The 21228-nt window shown below is 40.1% G+C and carries 17 protein-coding genes; 10 read left to right on the plus strand and 7 right to left on the minus strand.

What is annotated here, in order from left to right:
* Positions 1–8 precede the first annotated feature (8 nt).
* The 3 genes from LEP1GSC185_RS03600 (at position 9) to LEP1GSC185_RS03610 (ending at position 4201) form a co-directional block, all read left to right on the plus strand.
* Positions 9–242 (plus strand): hypothetical protein, encoded by a 234-nt coding sequence (locus LEP1GSC185_RS03600; RefSeq protein ID WP_008595435.1) that lies wholly within the window; start codon positions 9–11, stop codon positions 240–242.
* Positions 239–2149: a MutS family DNA mismatch repair protein gene (locus LEP1GSC185_RS03605; RefSeq protein ID WP_008594726.1), complete on the plus strand. Its 1911-nt coding sequence runs from the start codon at positions 239–241 to the stop codon at positions 2147–2149. Before LEP1GSC185_RS03600 ends, LEP1GSC185_RS03605 begins: the two co-directional genes overlap by 4 nt.
* 81 nt (positions 2150–2230) lie before the next feature.
* On the plus strand, positions 2231–4201 hold the full coding sequence (locus LEP1GSC185_RS03610; RefSeq protein ID WP_008595701.1) for an LTA synthase family protein: 1971 nt from the start codon (positions 2231–2233) through the stop codon (positions 4199–4201).
* Here LEP1GSC185_RS03610 and LEP1GSC185_RS03615 read toward each other — a convergent pair whose 3' ends face one another.
* The 6 genes from LEP1GSC185_RS03615 to LEP1GSC185_RS03640 form a co-directional block, all read right to left on the minus strand.
* Complete coding sequence (locus tag LEP1GSC185_RS03615; protein ID WP_008593634.1) at positions 4202–6262, minus strand: AsmA family protein; 2061 nt, start codon at positions 6260–6262, stop codon at positions 4202–4204.
* 1 nt (position 6263) lies between these two features.
* Complete coding sequence (locus tag LEP1GSC185_RS03620; protein ID WP_008595292.1) at positions 6264–7226, minus strand: ABC transporter ATP-binding protein; 963 nt, start codon at positions 7224–7226, stop codon at positions 6264–6266.
* Positions 7223–8215, minus strand: a complete 993-nt coding sequence (locus LEP1GSC185_RS03625) for an ABC transporter ATP-binding protein (protein WP_008594003.1) — start codon at positions 8213–8215, stop codon at positions 7223–7225. Before LEP1GSC185_RS03625 ends, LEP1GSC185_RS03620 begins: the two co-directional genes overlap by 4 nt.
* Complete coding sequence (locus LEP1GSC185_RS03630) at positions 8212–9252, minus strand: ABC transporter permease subunit (protein WP_008594334.1); 1041 nt, start codon at positions 9250–9252, stop codon at positions 8212–8214. Before LEP1GSC185_RS03630 ends, LEP1GSC185_RS03625 begins: the two co-directional genes overlap by 4 nt.
* A complete protein-coding gene (locus tag LEP1GSC185_RS03635; RefSeq protein ID WP_008595506.1) occupies positions 9249–10262 on the minus strand; it encodes an ABC transporter permease subunit in 1014 nt (337 codons plus the stop codon). The genes LEP1GSC185_RS03630 and LEP1GSC185_RS03635 overlap by 4 nt, the downstream gene beginning before the upstream one ends.
* A 103-nt stretch (positions 10263–10365) precedes the next feature.
* Positions 10366–11499, minus strand: a complete 1134-nt coding sequence (locus LEP1GSC185_RS03640) for a lipocalin-like domain-containing protein (RefSeq protein ID WP_008594642.1) — start codon at positions 11497–11499, stop codon at positions 10366–10368.
* Between the two features lie 182 nt (positions 11500–11681).
* Between LEP1GSC185_RS03640 and LEP1GSC185_RS03645 the strand changes: the two genes are divergently transcribed.
* Positions 11682–12665: a lysophospholipid acyltransferase family protein gene (locus LEP1GSC185_RS03645; protein ID WP_008593594.1), complete on the plus strand. Its 984-nt coding sequence runs from the start codon at positions 11682–11684 to the stop codon at positions 12663–12665.
* Here LEP1GSC185_RS03645 and LEP1GSC185_RS03650 read toward each other — a convergent pair whose 3' ends face one another.
* A complete protein-coding gene (locus tag LEP1GSC185_RS03650) occupies positions 12666–14633 on the minus strand; it encodes a phosphoethanolamine transferase (protein WP_008595284.1) in 1968 nt (655 codons plus the stop codon). It abuts the gene before it with no gap.
* 604 nt (positions 14634–15237) lie between these two features.
* Between LEP1GSC185_RS03650 and LEP1GSC185_RS03655 the strand changes: the two genes are divergently transcribed.
* Genes LEP1GSC185_RS03655 through LEP1GSC185_RS03680 form a run of 6 tightly spaced genes read left to right on the plus strand, consistent with a single transcriptional unit; the run spans position 15238 to position 21213 of the window.
* Positions 15238–15969: a phosphoadenylyl-sulfate reductase gene (locus tag LEP1GSC185_RS03655; protein WP_008594078.1), complete on the plus strand. Its 732-nt coding sequence runs from the start codon at positions 15238–15240 to the stop codon at positions 15967–15969.
* Positions 15966–16874, plus strand: coding sequence for a sulfate adenylyltransferase subunit CysD (gene cysD, locus LEP1GSC185_RS03660; RefSeq protein WP_008594934.1), 909 nt, complete (start codon positions 15966–15968; stop codon positions 16872–16874). The genes LEP1GSC185_RS03655 and cysD overlap by 4 nt, the downstream gene beginning before the upstream one ends.
* The gene (locus tag LEP1GSC185_RS03665) at positions 16874–18115 is read left to right on the plus strand and encodes a sulfate adenylyltransferase subunit 1 (protein WP_008593776.1); all 1242 of its coding nucleotides are present in this window, start codon (positions 16874–16876) and stop codon (positions 18113–18115) included. The genes cysD and LEP1GSC185_RS03665 overlap by 1 nt, the downstream gene beginning before the upstream one ends.
* A 9-nt stretch (positions 18116–18124) precedes the next feature.
* Entirely contained in the window at positions 18125–18901 is a 777-nt protein-coding gene (gene cobA, locus LEP1GSC185_RS03670) for a uroporphyrinogen-III C-methyltransferase (protein WP_010513992.1), read from the plus strand.
* Positions 18898–19494, plus strand: a complete 597-nt coding sequence (locus LEP1GSC185_RS03675; protein WP_008595395.1) for a precorrin-2 dehydrogenase/sirohydrochlorin ferrochelatase family protein — start codon at positions 18898–18900, stop codon at positions 19492–19494. The genes cobA and LEP1GSC185_RS03675 overlap by 4 nt, the downstream gene beginning before the upstream one ends.
* Positions 19495–19527: 33 nt before the next feature.
* On the plus strand, positions 19528–21213 hold the full coding sequence (locus tag LEP1GSC185_RS03680) for an NADPH-dependent assimilatory sulfite reductase hemoprotein subunit (RefSeq protein ID WP_008594243.1): 1686 nt from the start codon (positions 19528–19530) through the stop codon (positions 21211–21213).
* Positions 21214–21228: the final 15 nt, after the last annotated feature.

Genomic DNA, 21228 nt, shown 5'->3' on the forward strand with positions numbered 1-21228 from the left:
CGGTAAAAATGCAGATTCGTCTGGAAAACAGGACCGGTAAAAGATCGGGGAGATTCGTAGTATACGAGTACGGTACGGATCTATTCGGTTACGTCTACGTGGACAAAATTTTGGGCCGCGACAAAGGCAAAATGGTTTCCAGATGGTTGATGCAAGACGTCGGTTCCTTGGTCCGACTTTTGGACCATGAAATATACAAAAGAGAGACCGAAAACTACGAGAACGTTACTTTAGCGGTATGAACGCCCTAATAAGGGTCCGTCGACTTGGATCCGAAATTTCCCGCTTAGGCAGGATTATCCGAAAGGAAGAATCCGCTCTTTCCCTATTATCTACTTTTAGAATACTGTCCTTCTTACTCTTTATTGTATGGATCGTTGGTGTTTATCTTCTTAGAACTGTTTCCGATCTATACTATTTACCTTCAGTTATTATCTTAGCCGTTTTCTATCGTTTATTGTCTGCCTACCAAAAGAGAAGGGAAAAGATCAGAAGGTTGCATGTCTGGACAGATTTTTTAACGGCTCAGATATCCAGGATCAATTTGGACGGAAAACATTATCCGAAATCAAAGAGAGAATATTACAAAAACCTTGTATTGGAGACAGGCCTTCCTTCTTGGACTAAAGATCTGGACTTTTTAGGGGAGAAGGGTATCTTTTCCAGAATAGATACCACCGTAATCCAAAAAGGGACTTCCAGATTTCTCGAATACTTTTTAGAAAACCCTGAAGAATCGAAAGTAATTGCGAGGCAAACCGCAGTAATCGGTCTTTCTAAAAAAGCAAAGGTACTTCAAAAGTTACTCAGGCAATTTCGATTGTACGAAGCTTCTTTTCCAGCAAGAAGAGAAGGGGAAGAAGAGAAACTTCCTTCTTATATTCCTAAGATCGGCAACATGCAGCCGGAACGTTCAGAAAGGAATAAGATAGATTTTCCATTTAATCTATTCGAAGAGGAGCCGAATGATTTTTGGAGATCTTCTTTTGGAAAAGTTTCAGGCTTGCTTAGAGTTCTATTTCCGATTTGGTTGGTCCTTGTTTGGATCTTGGCACTCGGAAGTTTTTTATTCGGACAAAGCTGGGGATTCGGGATCTTTATTCTTCATTCCGCATTTTTCGGATCTTATAGAAATAGATCCTTAAGAATGTTACAACCGATTGCAGAAGATTCGGAAACATTGGAAGAATTAGGAAAACTTCTTCTTTATATACGTTCTTCTAATCTTTCCGGAACGAATGGAGGGATTTTTCTTTCCAATTGGAAGAAGAAGGAACTCAAAAACTCTTGGAAACAATTCCTCAAAATTTCCAATCTTGCAGCTTATACTCAGTCGCCTCTGGCTCATGCGTTATTGAATATTCTATTCTTTTTCGATCTTTGGATCTGGAGAAGGTACACTAAATGGTGGGAAAAAGACGGATCTTCTCTTAAGGATTCCATGTTCGAACTTGCCGAACTGGATTCTTTACTTCCACTTGCGAACATGAGTTGGATAGAACCAGGATTTACATTTCCTATATTAGAAAAATCAAATGCAACAATCCGTGCGAAAGATCTTGTACATCCGTTAATCCCTTCCGACAAAAGAGTACCGAACGATCTGGAGCCTATGCAACCGGGGAAACTTCTTCTTTTAACCGGATCGAACATGTCCGGAAAAACGACCTATTTGAGAGCGCTCGGAATTTCCGGAATTTTTGCGATGGCAGGAGGACCAGTGCCGGCCTCCGAATTTGTAACTCCTATTTTAGAAGTACATTCCAGTATCCGAAACGAAGACTCGGTAGAAGAAGGTATCTCTTTCTTTTATGCAGAAGTCAGACGTTTAGGAAGAATATTACAAGATGTTAAAAATTCGCAAAAAGGTAGATTAGTTCTATTAGATGAGATCTTAAAAGGTACGAATTCCAGAGAAAGAACGATCGCCTGTAAAGGGATCTTAAAGAAGTTAAAGCAGTATGGAGTTTTCGGGATTATTACAACCCACGATCTAGAATTAGCGGATTTACCTGAACTTTCTCTATTTCACTTTAGAGAAGATATAGAGAACGGCAAAATGACTTTCGATTATAAGATCCGATCAGGTATAGTCCAGTCTAGCAACGCTCTCGAAGTTTTAAGATTGGAAGGTTTGGATCTGGATTAAAATCGGACTTGGGTTGGTAGTGGTATCTCTCTTTTTTGTCTTGCCCGACAGGCTATATAAATTTCTAATCTATTGGAAAAGATGAAACGTTTACCAAGCAATCTTAAATTGATCGGCGGATACGCCATCTACTTTGTTCTCATTCTGATTTTTTATAAAGCGGCTTTTCTTTGGGTGTATTCCTATAGATTAGAAGGTGCGGAAACCAAAGATGTTTTGTGGGCGATCTTGGTAGGACTAAGATTCGATATTTCCGTGATCGGAATGATCTTAGGGCCGTTCGCTTTCCTTTCCTGTCTTCCTTATCTGAATCGTTTCAAGTTTTTTAATTTTTTCTGGGGATACTTTCCCATCTTGATCAGCGTTTGGATGCTTTCTCATTTGATCGCAGACATTGTTTATTTCGAGAATGCAAACAAACATATCGGATATGAGGGCTTCGTATTTATAGGAAAAGATATGGGTGTGATCTTAAAGTCCGCCTTCGAACAGAATCCTTTTCTCGCGGTAGTTGCTTCTCTCTTGATTTTGGTATTTTTACCTTTATCCACTTATTTTTTCTTAAAATTCAATCCGTACAAACATGAGCAGGAATCTTGGAAAAGGGACTCAATTCTTTCCTTTGTCGTTTTGGTCCTAGTTGTTTTTGCGATCCGAGGAGGAATTCAAGAAACTCCTTTAAGGGCTAGTAATGCTATCGTTTCCGGGCATTCTTTCGTGAATAATATCGCGTTGAATGGAGTATTCACATCCATCATGGATTTGAAAAGTCAATCCATTCCGAACTATCTGAAATTAGAAACTAAGGAATCCGTTCGTATCGTTAAAGAGGAAATTTCCTACGACGGTGCTGAGTTTGTTGGAAAAAAATATCCTTTATTAAGAAAACAGAAACAAACTAATAACGGAAAACCTCCGAATATAGTTTTGATCCTTCTGGAAAACTGGACCGGAAAATTTATAGATCCGATAAGCGACGGAAAAGTTTTCGGAAAAGAACTTACTCCTAATTTTAATAAACTTTTGAAAAAAGGGAGATTTTATACCAGGTTTTTTGCCTCTGGGGGAAGAACAACTAACGGTATGATGTCGATCCTTACAGGGTTGCCGGATCGCCCCGGGCTGACGGTGGTTCGAACTCATCAGGTACTTGGAAATTTTTCCGGAATAGGGAATATTTTTAAAAGCTTAGGTTACGATACATTCTTTGTGACCGGCGGAGATCTAAGTTTTGATAACAAAGCGACTTTAATGCCTCATTGGGGATTTGATTCAGTTCTTGGCGAAAAAGAGATCGCCAAACTGAATCGTTTCAAGATCGGAGCTTGGGGTTATGACGATGCAGACGTTCTACAAGTACTACATGAAAAAATTTCAGAATCTAAAAAACCTTTTCTAGGAGTTTCTCTTACCCTATCTACGCATTATCCTTATCGAGCTCCCGACCCTAAATTTCGGATCTTTAAAGAAGATGAAAGAGATTTTGAATATCTAAATGTGTATCATTACGCAGATTGGGCGGTCAGAGATTTTATGGATCGTGCGGAAAAATCGAAATACTTCGATAATACGATCTTTGTATTTGTGGCGGACCATACTCATCATCGTTATTTGGATTATTATGAAGATAGGAATATTCCATTTTTAATATATTCTCCCGGAAGAATATTGCCTGCAATAGACGATAGGGATGCTTCTCAGTTGGACGTAATCCCAACTATCTTGGGTCTTGTCGGCAAGGAGGCTTACTTCTCCGCGATGGGAAGAAATTTGCTGGCTCCTAAAAAGACAGAATCTGCGTACTTTGCGTACGGAAATTTGATCGGTTGGATCGAGTCTGATCTATTTTATATCCATTTCGTGGATGGAAATCGTAACTTAAAATATTCTGCGAAAGGACCAAGAGAAGAAGTGAGTCTTTGTGACACTCAACCTAAGATCTGTGATTCACATTTTAATAAGGCAAGAGCGTTCTTGAATCTTAGCCATGAATTGATGAACCAGAATTTGGTATTTCCAACTAAGGAAGAATTGGAAAGAAAAGAGTATTAATTATTTCTCTTTTGGCTTTTTGTCCGAGTCGGAACTGTTTCCGCCGAACAGACCTGTAACTCCGTCCCAAAGATCTCGTACATATTCTCCGATCACGGATCCTGCGACACCGCCTGCGTAAGGTCCGCCAAGAGGAATTAAATAAGGTCCTAGCAAGGTCATGCCTGTATACACACTTCCGAGCCAGATCGGATCTACATAAGGTATACTTTTTCCGAAAGTTCCGGCATAGATAATCGGAATTTGTAAACCTTTACCTATGTATTTTCCGCCTAAGCGAAGATGTAATCTCATATCTATTTTTTGATCAAAGCCTACGGTCCCCTTCCCATCTACATCCATTCCGCTGTTTTCAATTTCCAGTTTCATATTGGGAAAGTACATTTCGTTGCCAGAAACTTTCACATCGGATCGAAGAGTTTCGAATTTTAATTCGCGCCCATCTACTCCCTTGAACGCAATAATTTTACCGAGTGTATTCAAGACGGGAACCATGAAGTTAGCGTAACCTACCAGCTCTCCGTTTTTGATCGTGATGTTTCCGATCCCTTTCATATTTGCAAAAAGTTCAGTTACTGAGTCCCTAGAATGATTTCTGATCTGAGTTTCAAAGGAGAACCAGCTGGAAAGTTCCCCTTCCATAATTTTTTCAGATAAATAAGGAAGAAGAACTTTATCGACCTGGAGCCTATGTGCGTCTCCTTCTACTTCTATCTTAGGGATGTTGGGATATATTTTAGCTTTTCCTAATATTTCTCCGTTATAGATATATGCATGGAAATTAGGAATAGATAAAAGAGGATCAACATACTTCGCTTCCATCTTGATATGGGCAAATCTATGTTTGAACGCAAAAATGTTATTCAATTCTCCGGTAAAATAGAAAATACCAGGAGGAGAAGTGGGATCGAAAAGATCTTCTCTGACTTGGAAAAGTTTTCCTAGTTTTAAAAGATTATGATAATCTCCGTAATCAGCTTTGATGTCGAATTGACCTAAACTTCTGTTCTTCCAGTTTACACTTCCCTTTGCAGTGGCCTTTGCGACTCCTTCCCAGACAGCTTCTATAAAAGGAAAAGCTACTTTTTTATTTATCAGGTCCAGATCAAAATCCACATTTAATCTGATATTCCCGAAAGGAAGTCCTCCTTTATATGCAAGATCCTTAATTTGATTCCGGACCTTGAATTTGAAGATGGTACCTTCTTCTTTTACTACTTCTGTTCTTCCGGAAAGTTTTGTTTTGGAGAAGTCTGCGGCAGGAAAAATATTAAATATTTCTCTAAGCAAGGAGAGGGAAAGTTCTTCCGTTTTTAAAACCGCGCTGAACTGTAATTTCTCCCAATTAACCGGAAAGTTTTGCAGGCCGCTTGTCATTTCCAGATCGATAGGTTGATCGTCTATTCTTCCTTGGAATAAAAGATCCACATCTTTCCCGTAAAAAGAAACGGAGATTTGGGATTTTTTGAAATATACTACATATTTTCTATCGTGGCTTTGTTCGTTATATACTAATGTGAAATTATCTATTTCAATATTCTTTAAACTGATTGCAAAAAAATCTTCTGTAGAAAATCCGATCCGAGAATTTACGTCATCCAGAAGTTCTTTTACATTACTTTTCTGTTCCGTCTCCTTCTTCTTTCCGTTCAAATATTCCACTATATCGAAAGATCCGTCCTTTCTTCTTTCTAGTTGAAGAGAACCTCCATTTATGGAAATATCCCGGATCTCTATCATTCTTTTGATCAGACCGAACCAGGAAATATCTATATCTACTTTATCACTGACTGCTATCAGAACATTGTCTTTTCTGATCTCGATTTGATTTAATTCGATCCCTGGAAAGGGGAGAAGGTAAAGATCCGAGTCGGCTACTTTGATATCCAGGTCGGTTGAACTTCTTAGACGATCTAGTATAAATTCTTTATATACATCCTTTTTCTGGACGAAAGGGATATAAACGATCAGTATGAATAATAATACAAAAAATCCGAGTGCGGATATATATCGGATCTTATTTTCTTCCAAGTATCGATTGATTACATCCCAGGAGCGCATTTTATTTTCCGTCCGGAAAATGACAATAGGACTTATGGCCTTCGCCTAGGTCCTTCCATTCCGGAGAGGTTTCGGAACAGATCTCTTTTGCGATAGGACAGCGAGTATGGAAATGGCAACCTTTCGGTTTTTTTAATATACTAGGCACTTCTCCTTGCAGAGGAGTTTTTCGGATCTTTCGATTTTCCACTTCGAATATCGCTCCGAACAAGGCTTTCGTATATGGATGAGAAGGTTTTTCCGCTATTTGGGACTTTGTACCTATCTCGACGATCTTTCCTAGATACATGACTGCGATCTTATCAGAGATAGATTTTACGATCCCAAGGTCGTGAGAGATGAATAGATATGAGAGCCCGAAATCTGCTTTCAATTTTTGTAATAAAAGAAGCACCTGGGCTTGATTGGATACGTCCAAAGCCGACACCGCTTCGTCGAATAGTATAAATTTAGGTTTTAAGATAAGCGCTCTTGCAATTGCAATCCTTTGTCTTTGTCCACCGGAAAACTCATGAGGATATCTATTTAGTATTTCAGGAGATAGGCCCACTTTTTCTAGGATCTCCGAAGCTTCCTTCTCCGCTTGTTTATCCGTATAATTCTCGTGGATAAACAGTCCTTCCGTTAAAATGTCCTTAATATTCCTTCTTGGGTTTAAAGAAGAATAGGGATCTTGGAATACGATTTGGATCTGTTTTCTGAGAGGTAAAAATTCTTTTTCCTTTAAATCTAAGATCTCTTTTCCTCTAAAGAATATGGATCCTGAATCCGATTTGAGAAGCCTGAGTATCGCTCTTCCTAATGTGGATTTTCCGCAACCGGATTCTCCTACAAGGCTGAAGGTTTCACCTTCTTCCATTTCTAGATTTACATCTTCGACGGCTTTGATCACAGATTTTCTGCCGCCGAAAAATCCTTCTTTTCCGTAACTTACATTCAGATCTTTAATCTCTAAAAGTTTCATCCTGCAAGTTCCTTTTTATCGTTTAAGAAGCAAGCGGAAAGATGTCCGGATCCATTCGTATTTTTTAATATAGGTTTTACATTATTGCAATGAGAGAATACGAAATCGCATCTTTCGGAATAATGACAACCTTTAGGATAATTTCCGGGAGAAGGTAATCTCCCTTCTATCGGTTTAAAAATCCCGGTCTTAAAAAAATGAGAAGGTAAAGAATCCAAAAGATCTTTCGTATAAGGATGATTGGGTGCGTCCAAAACTTGATCTACCGTTCCGAGTTCAGCGATCCTTCCCGCATAAAGTACGCAGATACGATCCGCAATATGGCTGACCAAACCGAAATCATGAGAGATGAATAATACTGACAGGTTCATCTTTTCCTTGAGTCTTAGTAGGAGTTCCACCAACTGGGCCTGGACAGTAACGTCCAAAGCGGAAGTAGGTTCATCTGCAATAAGAAGTTCCGGATCGCACATTAACGCCATTCCGATCCCTACCCGCTGCAAAATTCCGCCGCTCAACTGATGAGGATAACAATTCATCCTTAATTTTATGTCGGTAATTCCTACCGCTCCAAGAAGATATTCGGCCTTATCTTCCGCTTCTTTACGGGTCCCAAGTCCATGTTCTAAAAATCCTTCCGTCATTTGATCTTTTATTTTGCTTAAAGGATTTAAGGCGGAGAAGGGTTCTTGAAATACGTATGAGATTTTTTTTCCTCTGATCTTTCTTAAACTTTCAGAGTCGGTTTGGAGAAGGTCCGTTCCTTGGAATAAAACCTTTCCATTCGTGTATCTAAAAGATTCTTGAGGAAGCAATTTTGTGATCGCAGTAGCACAAACCGATTTTCCACAACCGGATTCTCCTACAAGCGCGAGAACTTCTCCTTTACGGATCTCGAAGTTGATATCTTCCAATAACGGCACGAACTTTCCTTCTTTGGAAAGTTCTAGATTCAAGTTGGATATTTGGAGAATAGTTTCCGAATTCATTCGTACGTTACCTTCTCCTTAGAATCGAAAGAATCGCGTATCCCTTCTCCAATAAATGAAGAAAGAAGGATAGTTGCCGCTAAAGATAAAGAAGGAAATGCAATCAACCACCAAGCTCTTAGATTGTCCCTTCCTTGGCTGATCATTTCTCCCCAAGAGGGATTCGGCGCGGGAATTCCGTAGCCTAAAAAGTCGAGAGCGCTTAAAATTGAGATCGAGCTGATGAGTGCAAAAGGTAAGAAGGTCACAAGCGGAGTGATCGCATTCGGAAGAATGTGATTTTTCATAATACTCCAAGAACTAGCGCCTAATGCTTTTGCAGCATCTACGTAAGTAAGGGACTTTGATCTGTAAAATTCTCCCCTCATATAGAGACTGATCCCGATCCAGCTCAATGCCGAGTAAGTGATACCCAATACGATAAATCCTCTTCCGAAAAAGGAACCCATGATGAGTATCAAATATAAGAAAGGAATGGCGGATAAAATCTCTATGATCCTTTGGAGTATGATATCCGTTCTTTTTCCGTAATATCCTTGGATCCCGCCTACAATCGTTCCGAAAATAAATTCTATAAAAACTAATATAAGTCCGAAACTCATAGAATTCCTATATGCATAAAAGATCCGAGTGAACACATCTCTTCCTCTATCGTCCGTTCCCAGCCAATGTTTTGGACTAGGAGGAGAAGGTGGGTTTTCATGATCATCGATCGACTCTAAATTGTCTTCATTGTATCCGTACGGTACAGGAGGAAATAAGATCCAGTTATCGTCTTCTTCTTTGAAATCTTCCCTTAATTTTAGCTTTTTATAATTTATAGGGGAATATTCGGATCCTCCAAAGTCTTTATCGGTGTAACGGAATAGGATCGGGAATTTCCAGGAATCGTCGTAAGAGACGATCCAAGGCTGGTTATTTGCAAGTATGGGAGCAAATAGGGAAATAATATAAGAAGTCCCTAAAATCCAGAGAGAGATCCATGCCTTTGTGTTGGATCTGAATTTTTCGAATCTTCTTTTTGCTAAAGAGTTCATGCTTCGAAATTGATCCTAGGGTCTATGATCACGTAACATAGATCGGAGATAATATTCCCGATCAGCGAAAGAAAACTCTGTATCAATAAAAGTCCCATCATCAGGTTGGTATCTCTTTCCGTAACTGCTTGGAAACCGAGTAATCCGATCCCATCGATGCTGAATACTAACTCGATTATCAATGATCCCGCTAAGACTAAACTTAGATTAGAACCGAATCCTGTCGCGATCGGGATAAGACTGTTCCGGAAAGCGTGTTTGTAAATCGCATCTTTAAAAGATAGACCTTTGGAGATTGCTGTCCTCACATACTCTTTTGAGATCTGATCTAAAAGGGAATTTTTCATCAAAAGAGTGAGCATAGCAAAAGATCCGGAAACATAACAGAGCACAGGCAAGAACATATGCTCTGCTCTATCTAGGATCTTTTCAAAAAAGTCCAGATCATCGTAGTTGTCCGAATATTCGTGGCCTAAAGGAAATATCGAAAATACTTCTCCGGAGGAGAACACGTATAGTAAAAGCATGGAAAGAGCGAATACCGGAATAGAATATGCGATCAGGATGACGATGCTAGTTCCGCTATCGAATGCCTGCCCACTTTGGATTGCTTTACGAATTCCTAATGGAATGCAGATCAGATAAGAAAGCAAAAATCCAGAAAGACCGAAAGTGAGAGATACAGGGATCTTTTCGAAGATAAGTTCATTTACCGGACGCGAGTGTAATCTGGATTCTCCCAGATCTAAATTTGCAACGTCCCATAACCAGTACAAGTAAGCAACGGGTAGCGGTTTGTCCAAACGTAGTTTTTGTTTTAGAATTTCTATCTCTTCGTTGTTGATCAAAGAAGAGATAGCTCCGTCTTCGTTGCCGTATCCTCTTAACTTTGCGATCTCTCTTTCTAAAGGTCCACCTGGAGCCAGATGGGATAGAATAAATACAAGGAAAGTGATTCCGAGTATAGTAGGAACGATCAGAAAGATCCTTTTTAAAAAATAATTTCTCATTCGGATTAAAGTCCGTTAAAAATCGCAACCCACTTCGGGCATCGAACAATTTTCCATACCGTTTGCCAGGGATAAAGGTTTTTTCTCCGTCTGGGATCGGCAATTAACGGAATGGTTTTAGTTCCAGGTAACCTTTTCCTTTTACGGATTTTCCTTCTACTTCTCCGCCGACCTTAACTGCGCCTTCCCAATAAATTAGTCCGGTGCTAGATCTTGCGTCGAATTCCTGCTCATCGAATCTGGGCGTGATATTCAAATTAAATCGTTCGGAAATTAATTTCCATCGTAATTTGTAGGAATTCCCAGATTGATCACTTTTCCAGGTCTTATCTTCCGGAATAAATTTCAGATCGTTTTCGTTTTCTAAAGATATTATTTTTCCGTCGGGAGAGCGATAAGTCCCGAACGTCTCTATATCTCCCGCTCTATTTTTGAAATTGAATGCCATGATATCGGAACCATCTTCCATTTGGATACAGATCCAATCCCAGGAAATATCCTTGGAAGAAAGATCGAAGGCAGCCTCGGTTCCTTCCGGGCTACTCCATTCATGATCCATCCAACTTGTGCCGGATTTGACATGATATTCTTTTCCCTCCAAATAAAGAGAGCCCTTGGTTTCTAAACGGGGGATACTATAATAATAAGAGAAAAATTTGGGATTTTTTCTGCTTTTGAACGATTTGCCGTTTTTGCCGTGAGTTAGAATGTTCTTCGGTTTGGCGCTGAGTTCTAATTCTAAACCGAAGCCTGAGTCGGTCCTAGGAAACGCAGTGACCCTAAAATCAGCAGGGCCTGTAACTTCCATACGATAATCCCCGCTCCATAAGTTGGTCTTGTCTTGGCCTGCAACTCCGCCTAATTCTCTTTCGATGGTTTGGGATATCTTATGTTTTTCGTCTTCCAGGTCGGAGATAGCAAAATGGACAGGATACAATGCAACTTTAGGTCCAAGGTAAGCTCGGAAGAAACTTAATTCATATCCTAATTCTTTACCTTCTTCCGTATCCAGAATACCTATGAAATAACACCATTCTACTCTATAGCCTTTATGGAAAAAGTGGTCTTGGGGAAATTTAAAACCTTTGCCTTGATGAGCCTCTTTCAGATCGGTTTTAGGAGTAGCGGATCCGTTTCCACTCGAGATTAAGAGAATAGATGAGAACAGAACTAAAACTAGGATCCCGGAGGTTCTTTTGGGTCTTGCGACTCTATTTGTTAAAAATTGGAAGGGCATAATATCGTCCTTTTCATTTTGTCGGACAAAGTCCTGAGAAATTAGACCCGACCATGGTTTCTTTTTCTTTTTAAGTATTCAATCGATTCGTTTTTTTTATTTTTAGATCCGGAGAAGATCCTAAAATTTGAAAATCCGTCGGGGTATTCTTCGGATCTGTTTTTAAACATGGGATTGATATTATGGCGAATCCTAAACCCAGAAGCGAGAGACAAAAAGTCAAAAAATTCCTACAGTACATATTCGCGAGAATATTGGTAGGCACTCTTTCTATTTTTCCTTACGTTCTTAGGGGAAAGATCCTATTCTATATAATTCGGTTCCTGGCCAAAACGACAGGCGCTACAAAAAAGAGGATAGAAAGACATATACGAACTGCTTTCCCTCAAATATCGGAATCAAAGATACAAGAGTACATTTTTCATAACCTCAGAAATCTTTCTCATATGGCCAATGAGTTCTGCGAAGAACCTAGAATGAACGGTAAGTTCATAGATAAATGGGTGACCTTCTTGCCGGATAAGGAAACTCATACTCGCCTATTTGAGAAGGGAGGGATCCTGGTTTTAGGTCATTTGGGAAATTGGGAAACAATGGGTGTCTCAATTTGTTATACTGCTCCTAAAAACGATCTATACGTATTTGCGAAAAGACAGTCCAATCCTTGGTCCAATGCATGGATCGAAAGGAATAGAGCGTCCCAAAGAATCAAATTAGTGTATACGGACGAAAGTCCCAGAAAAGCGCTAACCTTATTGAAACAAGGAAAGTTAGTCGCTTTTATCTCGGATCAGGACGCAGGCAAGACCGGGTCCTTCTTTCCTTTTTTAGGAAATATGGCTTCTACTTTCTTGGGACCGGCGACATTCTCCAGAATGACCGATGTGCCGATCTTATTTTGCAGCAGTTGGTACGATGAGACCGGAAAATTATACTTTCATGTAGAAGAATTCAAAAGACCGGATCTGGATCCTAGAAAAGACCCGGAGCTATGGGAGAGAGAATTTACCTATAAATGGGTAAAACGTTTAGAGGAAGAAGTATACAAACATCCGGCAGATTATTTCTGGTTGCATAGGCGTTGGCATACCAAGCCTGAAAACAAAGAAGAACTAGATAAATTTTGGAAAGAATTTCGATCTACTGCCGAAAGATCCAAGGTTTGATCAGAACGCCGCGGCTTTTACGGAATTTCTCTTTAATTCCGCGGTTTCCAAATTTGATTGCGAAGATTCATAAGGCAATCCTTGGGATGTGAATAATTCCACACAAACACCGCAGTCTTTTACTACTTCTCTAAATTGGATCTTACTCTCATCGTTTGCGTCTGCCCAAAGATCTTTTAATTCTTTCGGATCTTTAGAAAGATCGAATAGACGTTCTTTGGAAGGATTAGAGTTCAGGTTCATTATATAATGATAGTTTCCCTTAATATAGCTGATCCCAACTTTGTACAAAGAAATCTCGTTATTATTGGTAATGATGATCCTACGATCTCCGTAAATATCTCTGAGTAAGGATTTACCCTCTAGATTCGCAGAATATTTTTTGATCGCTGGGTTGTTTTCCAGATTTAAAATATCTATGAAAGTAGGGATCAGGTCCGTGTTCGCCACAGGTTTATCTGTATTCCTACGTATAGCTTGTAGATTTACCGACTCTTTTAAAGAATTCGGAATGTATAATAGCATCGGGACGGCAACAGTTTCTACATAGTTACTATCTATATGTCCCAGGTAATCGTGCTCAAAAAGGGATTCTCCATGATCTGAAGTAAAGATAACAACTGTATTCTCCAAGAAACCTTCTTTTTTGAGATAGGCGTACACTTCTTCCAGAAGGCTGTCCATATGGCGAACAGAGTTATCGTATTGGTCAGGGACAGAATCTACTGCGAAAACTTTGGATTCTTCCGGTACAATATACGGAAAATGATTCGTATTGAAGTGCAGTACTCCCGCGAATCTTTTGCCTGAGGTCTTAAATCCGGAAAGATATCTTTTGAATTCTTTTACGGTTTCTCTATCATCAATCCCGATATCGTTAAATACTTTTAAACCGCTCTTTTCTTTATCCCAAAGGAAATCGATCCCCGAGTTTTTGAAAAATCCTTCGAAGTTGTTCCACTGCAAATTATGGCTAGTGATATAGAATGTAGAAAGTCCTGCAGATTTACCATACTCCCAGAACAACGGATATGTATGGGTCATCGGAACAGGTTGAGAAGGGGAAACGCCGGTTAATATACTTGGAAAAGATAGAAGAGTAGAACTTGAATTTGAATACGCCTTTTTGAATAAGAAGTATTGGCTACGGTCCGCTGTCTGGGCGAACTTGGACATGAATGGAGTCGTGTTTCTTTCGTAACCGTAAACTCCTAAACTTCCCTTTCTTAAACTTTCAGTGACTACAAATAGAACATTAAATCCAGGATTAGAACCGATTTGAGGAAGTCTAGGGTTGTTCCTGGACTGTAATCCTGCGGAACCTAAACTATCTCCTGTTAGGTGGTTGTATAAGTTCCTCCAAACAAATGCGATCGTATTCGTATCGGAAACATATACTTGGTCGTTAAATCTAGTATTATTATGTAAGAATCCGCTGATCGCTAAAAAGAGGATCACTACTCCGATACGTACCGGTGTCTGGAATTTGTATTTTAGGGGCTCTTTAATAGTTGAGAACCAGAGAGAGGTGCCTAGTACGATAAATAAGAGAAGACCAAAAACTAAAGAAGACTTTGTAAAACCGCCTTCCACGATTGTCCAACTGTTCAATGGTTCGTGAAATATAAAAGAGAACACGAAAAAGTTAGGCATGATCCCGGTATACGCATAGTATCCGTAAGAACCTAATAACGTTCCGACATAAAAAGATAAGATCAGAGAGAATACGATATAGTAAGCAATCTTAGATTTTTGTTGGTATAAGATCCTAAGCAGAATGATAGCTGCAGAATATAGGATTACTGAATAAATAAATGAGAGAAAATAAAACGCCCACTGCAAGGGTTTGAATGTAGGCAATATTTCATCTCTAACAAGGATGTCTGAAATTAATATTACTGTAGGTAAAACCCAGACTGAATAACGGGAGAATATCTCTAGTATATTTTTTTTATTTATAGTTCCCATCTTTATCCAAAATTCCTAAGGATAAGTAATTCGTCAATTACACCTAGTATATTATACCTTCTCAATCGCTAAAAAGAAAGTTATAAAAAATGAATATTAGACCGATGTTCAGTCTTAATTAAGATCGATTTTAATTCATTCTTTAGAGCCTTAAATAGAACAAATTCAATAAATAAATAAACGATCCCTTCTCCATCGAATACTTGCAGTTAGACGTTCTTTGGAGACGGATCGTTAAGTTTTTCGTAAAAAGATTGTGGATTGCACGCATAAAAAGTTTCGGAAATATGGAAATAAATTATATCCATATTCAGTTCGAGACCTATCGATCCGTTATGCTTAGTCATTATTTGTGTGACATAACTATAAGTTTCTTTTTGTAGAATTTTTGCTGACCAGTAAATTCGGCAGATATTTAAGATTCTCGAAGTAGATCGGAGATTTTCTATATTCTATAAAAATTCTCTATTCTCTCCCGGCTCTGGTGGGAACTTTGTCATATAGCATCAACTATACTTTACAAATAATCCAATATATAAAACTTTGGTACATTATATTGGTCACTCTTAATTTGGCCAGTCCAATAGTAAAAGGTTCGATTTAGATGAGTCCATTCGATCTGGAAGCAAAATTAAAAGACCTAAGTTTAGAAGATTCTTTGGCGAAAATTTCCAGAGAATTTCCGGGACAAGCTGTGTTCTCCACAAGCTTTGGTCTAGAAGATCAGGTAATCACTCACGCAATTTATTCCCAAAATTTGGACATTCGTATCTTTACTTTGGATACGGGAAGGTTGTTCACAGAGACTTATGAGCTTCATAAACGTACAAATGGAATGTACGGTAAACGGATCCAAACATTCTTTCCGGATGCGCAAGCAGTAGAGGATCTGATCAATGAGAAGGGCCCCGATTCCTTCTACGATTCCATAGAAAATAGAAAAGAATGTTGTCATATTCGTAAAGTTGTCCCTTTGAACAGGGCTTTAGAGGGAGCTAAAATTTGGATCACCGGAATTCGTAACGATCAATCTGGTTCCAGAGAAAATTTAACCAAAGTGGAGCTGGATACGGGAAGGGATATTTTGAAATTCCATCCTATTCTGCATTGGTCTTGGGAGAAAGTACAACAGTATATCCAAGACAATAATATTCCGTATAATCCTCTTCATGATAAGGGATATCCCAGTATCGGATGTGCTCCATGCACAAGAGCTATTATGCCAGGCGAAGATTTCAGGGCCGGCCGCTGGTGGTGGGAGAATGAATCCACTAAAGAATGCGGACTGCATTGGGTGGATGGAAAACTGGTAAGAAAAAAAGGATCAGAAGTATGACGACTAGAACTCGATTGTCGCATCTCCAACAACTAGAGGCGGAATCCATTTATATACTTAGGGAAGTTGCAGCTCAATTCGAGAGACCTGCACTTTTATTTTCAGGGGGGAAGGATTCGATCACCTTGGTCCACCTTGCACTGAAAGCGTTCCGTCCTGGAAAATTCCCATTTCCATTGGTACACATCGATACGGGCCATAACTTTCCGGAAGCATTACAATTTCGTGATGATCTTGCGAAACGTATCGGAGAAAAATTAATCGTTAGATACGTTCAGGATTCCATAGACCAAGGAAAAGCTGTGGAAGAAAAAGGTAAGTTCCCTAGCAGGAATGCGATCCAAACCGTTACTCTATTGGATACGATCGAAGAGTTCAAATTCGATGCATGTATAGGCGGAGCCAGAAGGGACGAAGAAAAAGCGCGCGCGAAAGAAAGAGTATTTTCAGTTCGCGACGAGTTTGGAAGCTGGGACCCTAAACTGCAAAGACCCGAGCTTTGGAATATTTATAACGGAAAGATCCACGTGGGAGAGAACGTAAGAGTTTTCCCAATCAGTAATTGGACCGAGCTGGATGTTTGGGAATATATTAAGGCCGAAAATATTCCTCTTCCTTCATTATATTTTTCTCATAAAAGACAGATTGTCTGGAGAGAGAATGTAGTATTTCCCGTTTCAGAATTCGTGACTTTGGATTCTTTCGATAAGGTGGAAGAAAAAACCGTTCGTTTTAGAACAGTGGGTGATATGACTTGCACTGCTGCGGTGGAATCCGAAGCGAATTCCTTAGATGATATTATTCGTGAGATCCAAACTTCCAGAACTACGGAAAGAGGATCTAGATTGGACGATAAACGTTCCGAAGCTGCGATGGAAGAACGTAAAAGAGGCGGTTACTTCTGATGGACTTATTACGTTTTATTACTGCGGGAAGTGTAGACGACGGAAAATCCACACTGATCGGTCGTCTTTTATACGATAGCAAATCGGTATTCCAAGACCAGTTAGAAGCGATCGAGAAAACAGGCCAGGTAAACGGTCAGATCAATTTAGCTCTTCTTACGGACGGACTAAAAGCGGAGAGAGAGCAAGGGATTACGATCGATGTGGCCTATAAATACTTCTCCACTCCGAAAAGAAAATTCATCATTGCTGATGCTCCGGGACATATCCAGTACACTCGAAATATGGTGACAGGCGCTTCCAATTCAGAGCTTGCGATCATTTTGATCGATTCTCGTAAGGGAGTGATCGAACAAACTTACAGACATTCATATATCGCTTCTCTATTAAAAATCCCTCATGTAGTGATCTGCGTCAACAAGATGGACTTGGTGGATTTTTCCAAAGAACGTTTCGAAGAGATCGTGGAAGATTATAAAAACTTTGCCTCCGATCTGGATTTTAAAGGGTTGGAGTTCATACCGATTTCCGCTCTGAATGGAGATAACGTCGTAGATCCTTCTCCCAATATGACTTGGTGGAAAGGTAAAACTCTTTTAGGTTATTTAGAAGACCTAGAGATCGAAGTGGATGAGACAAAACACGAACCTAGATTTCCGGTTCAGTATGTGATCCGTCCTCAAACGGAAGACCATCACGATTACAGAGGGTATGCCGGTCAGGTCAGAAGCGGCGTTTTCAAAAAAGGAGACGATATAGTTGTTCTTCCAAGCGGATTACGTTCTAAGATCAAATCCATTCATACTTACGAAAGCGAAATAGAAGAAACTTTCGCTCCAATGTCTGTTACTATTCTTCTGGAAGATGAAATAGATATTAGTCGCGGCGATATGATCGTAACCGATAAACACCAGCCTACTGTCTCACAGGATCTGGAGGCCGAAGTTTGTTGGATGGACGCTAAGTCTTTGGTGCCGGGAAATAAATATCTTTTAAGACAGACCACAGGTTCCGTGAAATCCGCAGTTAAGGAAATTTCCTTTAAGATAGATATCCAAACACATGAAAAATTGGAGTCTTCCCAATTAGCTCTGAACGAGATCGGAAGGATCAAGATCAGGACAGCAAAACCTATCGCGTTCGATAGTTATTCCGAAAATCGCGGAACAGGAAGTTTCGTTTTAGTGGATGAAGGTACCAATAATACTGTGGGTGCCGGAATGATCGTAGGAGCCTATTGATCTAATTTGATGAATACCGAAGTGGGAAAAGTATATTTAGTGGGAGCAGGTCCCGGAAATCCGGAACTTATGACCTTAAAAGCCCTGAGAATATTAGAAAAAGCAGAAGTAATTCTGTACGACGCTTTATTAGATTCTTCCTTTTTGGAATTTTTTCCTTCTACTTCGATTGTTCATTATGTGGGTAAGAGAGCGGGCCAACATTCCGCAACCCAAGAAGAGATCCAAGATCTGATTGTTAGATATTCTCTCCAAGGTAAGACCGTCGTACGTTTGAAAGGAGGGGATCCTTTCGTATTCGGCAGAGGTGGAGAAGAATTACTAACTTTAAGAAAACATAAAATTCCATATGAGATAGTTCCGGGAGTAAGCGCTTTGAGTGCAGGATCTTCCGGTGCGGGTTTTCCTTTAACTCATAGAGGATTATCCAGACAGGTTCTGATCATGGATGGTCATACCGTTCTGCAAGAAGACACTGATTGGAGATGGTTTGCAGAGTTCAAGGGAACAATCGCTCTTTTTATGGGGACTTCATCCATCGTACAGATCTCTAAAAATTTGATCGATAACGGAGCTTCTTCTCTTGTTCCGGTGGCTCTTGTGGAAAACGCGAGTTTAAAAAATCAAAAGACAACCGTAACAAGTTTGGGTAGAATTATCGAAGAAGGTTTATCCAAACAAAGTTCCGGACCCGGAATTATATATATAGGTCCGGTCGTTCATCTGATCGGGGAAAATCCTGAATTAGATTTTCAAGGATTTGCTTCCCAAGGAGAAGAAGTATGAACAAACTTCTTCCTGTTTTTATAAAATTAGAAAATAAAAAGGTGCTAGTAGTAGGCGGAGGAAATGTCGCTCTCGAAAAATTGCAGCATCTAAAAGATACTGGCTGCACGCTTACGGTCATCTCTAAAGAATTCAAATCGGAAACCGTTCGTCTGCTTTCATCCATTAAAGATGCGAAGATAGAAACAAGAGAAGTCCAGCTTTCCGACCTAGACGGTTTCGATCTGGTATATTCTGCAACCAACGATCGACAGACCAATCGTGACTTGGTGGAATACGCCAAACAAAAAAAGATTTGGATCAATTGTGCGGACGATCCTTCTCTTTGTGATTTTTATTCTTCTGCATATTTCGACAGGGGGCCGATCCGTGTGGCGGTCTCCACCCAAGGAGGGTTCGCGGGACTTGCCGGAACCATCCGTACTATTCTTGAAGAGATCCTTCCTAAGGACCATGACCAAGAATTGGAAAACTTATTAGAAATCCGTAATTTGAGCAAACGTAAATTAGGTGATCCGGAAGAAAGGAAAGCCGCTCTCAAGTTTTTGTTGAGCGAGTTTAAACAAAAATACTTATCAACGGATACGAAATAATAGGAAGCTAATCCAAAAGGACGAATACGATCGATGTCAGAGCAAAAAGAACTTAGCGAAGTCGAGCATATAAAAACCGCCTCTAAGGGACTAAGAGGAAAGATCGGAACTGCTATCGAAACAGGTGCAGAAGGATTCGAGGAAGATGACAAACAGTTGATCAAATTCCATGGAATGTACCAGCAAAAGGACAGGGACCGTAGAAAGGACGAGGCCGGAGAATTTATCGAAAACCCGACCTCCTTTATGATCCGTGGAAGGATCCCTGGAGGAAGGCTTACTTCTGAACAATACATGGTTTGGGATGATCTGGCCGATAAATTCGGCGGTGGTGCTTTACGTTTAACTACTAGGCAGTCCATCCAAATGCACACGATCCTTTTAAAGGATCTGAAACCGATCATGCAAGCGGTGCATAAGGTAAATCTTTCCACTATGGGAGCGTGTGGTGACGTTGTGCGTAATGTGACTCAGGCTTTGAATCCTTGGGGAAACAAAGAACTAACCCAGTTGGATCCGATCGCTCAATTATTATCCGATCATTTTAAATATAAAAGTAATGCATACGCCGAACTATGGTTAGGCGAGAGCCAACTTAATAAAGAGGATGAGCCTGATCCGATCTATGGGACCACTTATCTTCCTAGGAAGTTCAAGATCGCCGTTACTCTTGCGGGAAATAATTCGGTCGATATTTATACGAACGATATGGGATTCGCAGCGACTTTAGACGAAAACGGTAAAATAGACGGTTATTTCGCTTTTGCAGGTGGTGGACTCGGCATGACTCACAATAAGGCTGAGACTTATCCTAGAGCGGCAGACTTGCTCGGTTGGATCCCTGAAAAAGACCTGATCCCAGTTGCAGAAGGTATAGTGACTTCTCATAGAGATTTTGGAGATCGTACCAACCGTAAACATGCTCGTCTAAAATACGTTTTAGCGGAGAAGGGTGTGGAATGGTTCCGTTCCGAAGTGGAGCGCAGATCCGGTGCAAAATTCGATATTGCTCGTAAACTTCCAAAATGGGAAACTCCGAATTATTTAGGATGGACTGAAAGAGCGGACGGAACTCTTGCATTAGGATTCCATACACTTTCCGGAAGGATCAAGGACTTTCCTGAAAAACCGTTAAAGACGGCTTTAAAAGATATCATTTCCACTTTCAAATTGAATGTCCAGGTAACTGCGGATCAAGATTTGGTCTTAATGGGGATCAAAAAAGAGGATAAGGAAAAGTTAGAATCTAAATTAAAAGAATATAATATTAGTCCGGCCTCTCCTAAACCTTTATATGACCGCGCGCTTGCATGTCCTGCACTTCCTACTTGTGGTTTGGCGTTGACCGAATCCGAAAGGACTTTTCCTCAACTATTGGAATCTATCCAAAAAGTGATCGATAAATTGGATCTGAACGACAGAGCTCCTATCGTGAGAATGACCGGATGTCCAAACGGTTGTGCTAGACCTTATTCAGCAGAAGTGGGTATCGTAGGGCAACAAGCCGGAGGGAAATATTCCTTATTCTTCGGTGGAAATCCGGAAGGAACGAAAGTAGGAGACTATGTAGCTAAGAAGGTCCCATTCGCGGAGATTCCTGTCCAACTAGAGAAGGCATTCGAAGTTTGGAAAAAAGAAGGAAACCCGAACGAAAGATTCGGAGACTTTGCCGCTCGATATTCCTTGGATAAGTTTAGGGAATTATTGGGGTCGATGTAAATCGGATCTACCTAA

Origin of the sequence: Leptospira licerasiae serovar Varillal str. VAR 010 (assembly GCF_000244755.1) — a bacterium.
Classification (GTDB): domain Bacteria; phylum Spirochaetota; class Leptospiria; order Leptospirales; family Leptospiraceae; genus Leptospira_B; species Leptospira_B licerasiae.

What these genes read in the sequence shown, in the direction of transcription:
- LEP1GSC185_RS03600 (WP_008595435.1), top strand. Translation starts at nt 9, where the DNA reads ATGCAGATTCGTCTGGAAAACAGGACCGGTAAAAGATCGGGGAGATTC.
- LEP1GSC185_RS03605 (WP_008594726.1), top strand. Translation starts at nt 239, where the DNA reads ATGAACGCCCTAATAAGGGTCCGTCGACTTGGATCCGAAATTTCCCGC.
- LEP1GSC185_RS03610 (WP_008595701.1), top strand. Translation starts at nt 2,231, where the DNA reads ATGAAACGTTTACCAAGCAATCTTAAATTGATCGGCGGATACGCCATC.
- LEP1GSC185_RS03615 (WP_008593634.1), bottom strand. Translation starts at nt 6,262, where the DNA reads ATGCGCTCCTGGGATGTAATCAATCGATACTTGGAAGAAAATAAGATC.
- LEP1GSC185_RS03620 (WP_008595292.1), bottom strand. Translation starts at nt 7,226, where the DNA reads ATGAAACTTTTAGAGATTAAAGATCTGAATGTAAGTTACGGAAAAGAA.
- LEP1GSC185_RS03625 (WP_008594003.1), bottom strand. Translation starts at nt 8,215, where the DNA reads ATGAATTCGGAAACTATTCTCCAAATATCCAACTTGAATCTAGAACTT.
- LEP1GSC185_RS03630 (WP_008594334.1), bottom strand. Translation starts at nt 9,252, where the DNA reads ATGAACTCTTTAGCAAAAAGAAGATTCGAAAAATTCAGATCCAACACA.
- LEP1GSC185_RS03635 (WP_008595506.1), bottom strand. Translation starts at nt 10,262, where the DNA reads ATGAGAAATTATTTTTTAAAAAGGATCTTTCTGATCGTTCCTACTATA.
- LEP1GSC185_RS03640 (WP_008594642.1), bottom strand. Translation starts at nt 11,499, where the DNA reads ATGCCCTTCCAATTTTTAACAAATAGAGTCGCAAGACCCAAAAGAACC.
- LEP1GSC185_RS03645 (WP_008593594.1), top strand. Translation starts at nt 11,682, where the DNA reads ATGGCGAATCCTAAACCCAGAAGCGAGAGACAAAAAGTCAAAAAATTC.
- LEP1GSC185_RS03650 (WP_008595284.1), bottom strand. Translation starts at nt 14,633, where the DNA reads ATGGGAACTATAAATAAAAAAAATATACTAGAGATATTCTCCCGTTAT.
- LEP1GSC185_RS03655 (WP_008594078.1), top strand. Translation starts at nt 15,238, where the DNA reads ATGAGTCCATTCGATCTGGAAGCAAAATTAAAAGACCTAAGTTTAGAA.
- cysD (WP_008594934.1), top strand. Translation starts at nt 15,966, where the DNA reads ATGACGACTAGAACTCGATTGTCGCATCTCCAACAACTAGAGGCGGAA.
- LEP1GSC185_RS03665 (WP_008593776.1), top strand. Translation starts at nt 16,874, where the DNA reads ATGGACTTATTACGTTTTATTACTGCGGGAAGTGTAGACGACGGAAAA.
- cobA (WP_010513992.1), top strand. Translation starts at nt 18,125, where the DNA reads ATGAATACCGAAGTGGGAAAAGTATATTTAGTGGGAGCAGGTCCCGGA.
- LEP1GSC185_RS03675 (WP_008595395.1), top strand. Translation starts at nt 18,898, where the DNA reads ATGAACAAACTTCTTCCTGTTTTTATAAAATTAGAAAATAAAAAGGTG.
- LEP1GSC185_RS03680 (WP_008594243.1), top strand. Translation starts at nt 19,528, where the DNA reads ATGTCAGAGCAAAAAGAACTTAGCGAAGTCGAGCATATAAAAACCGCC.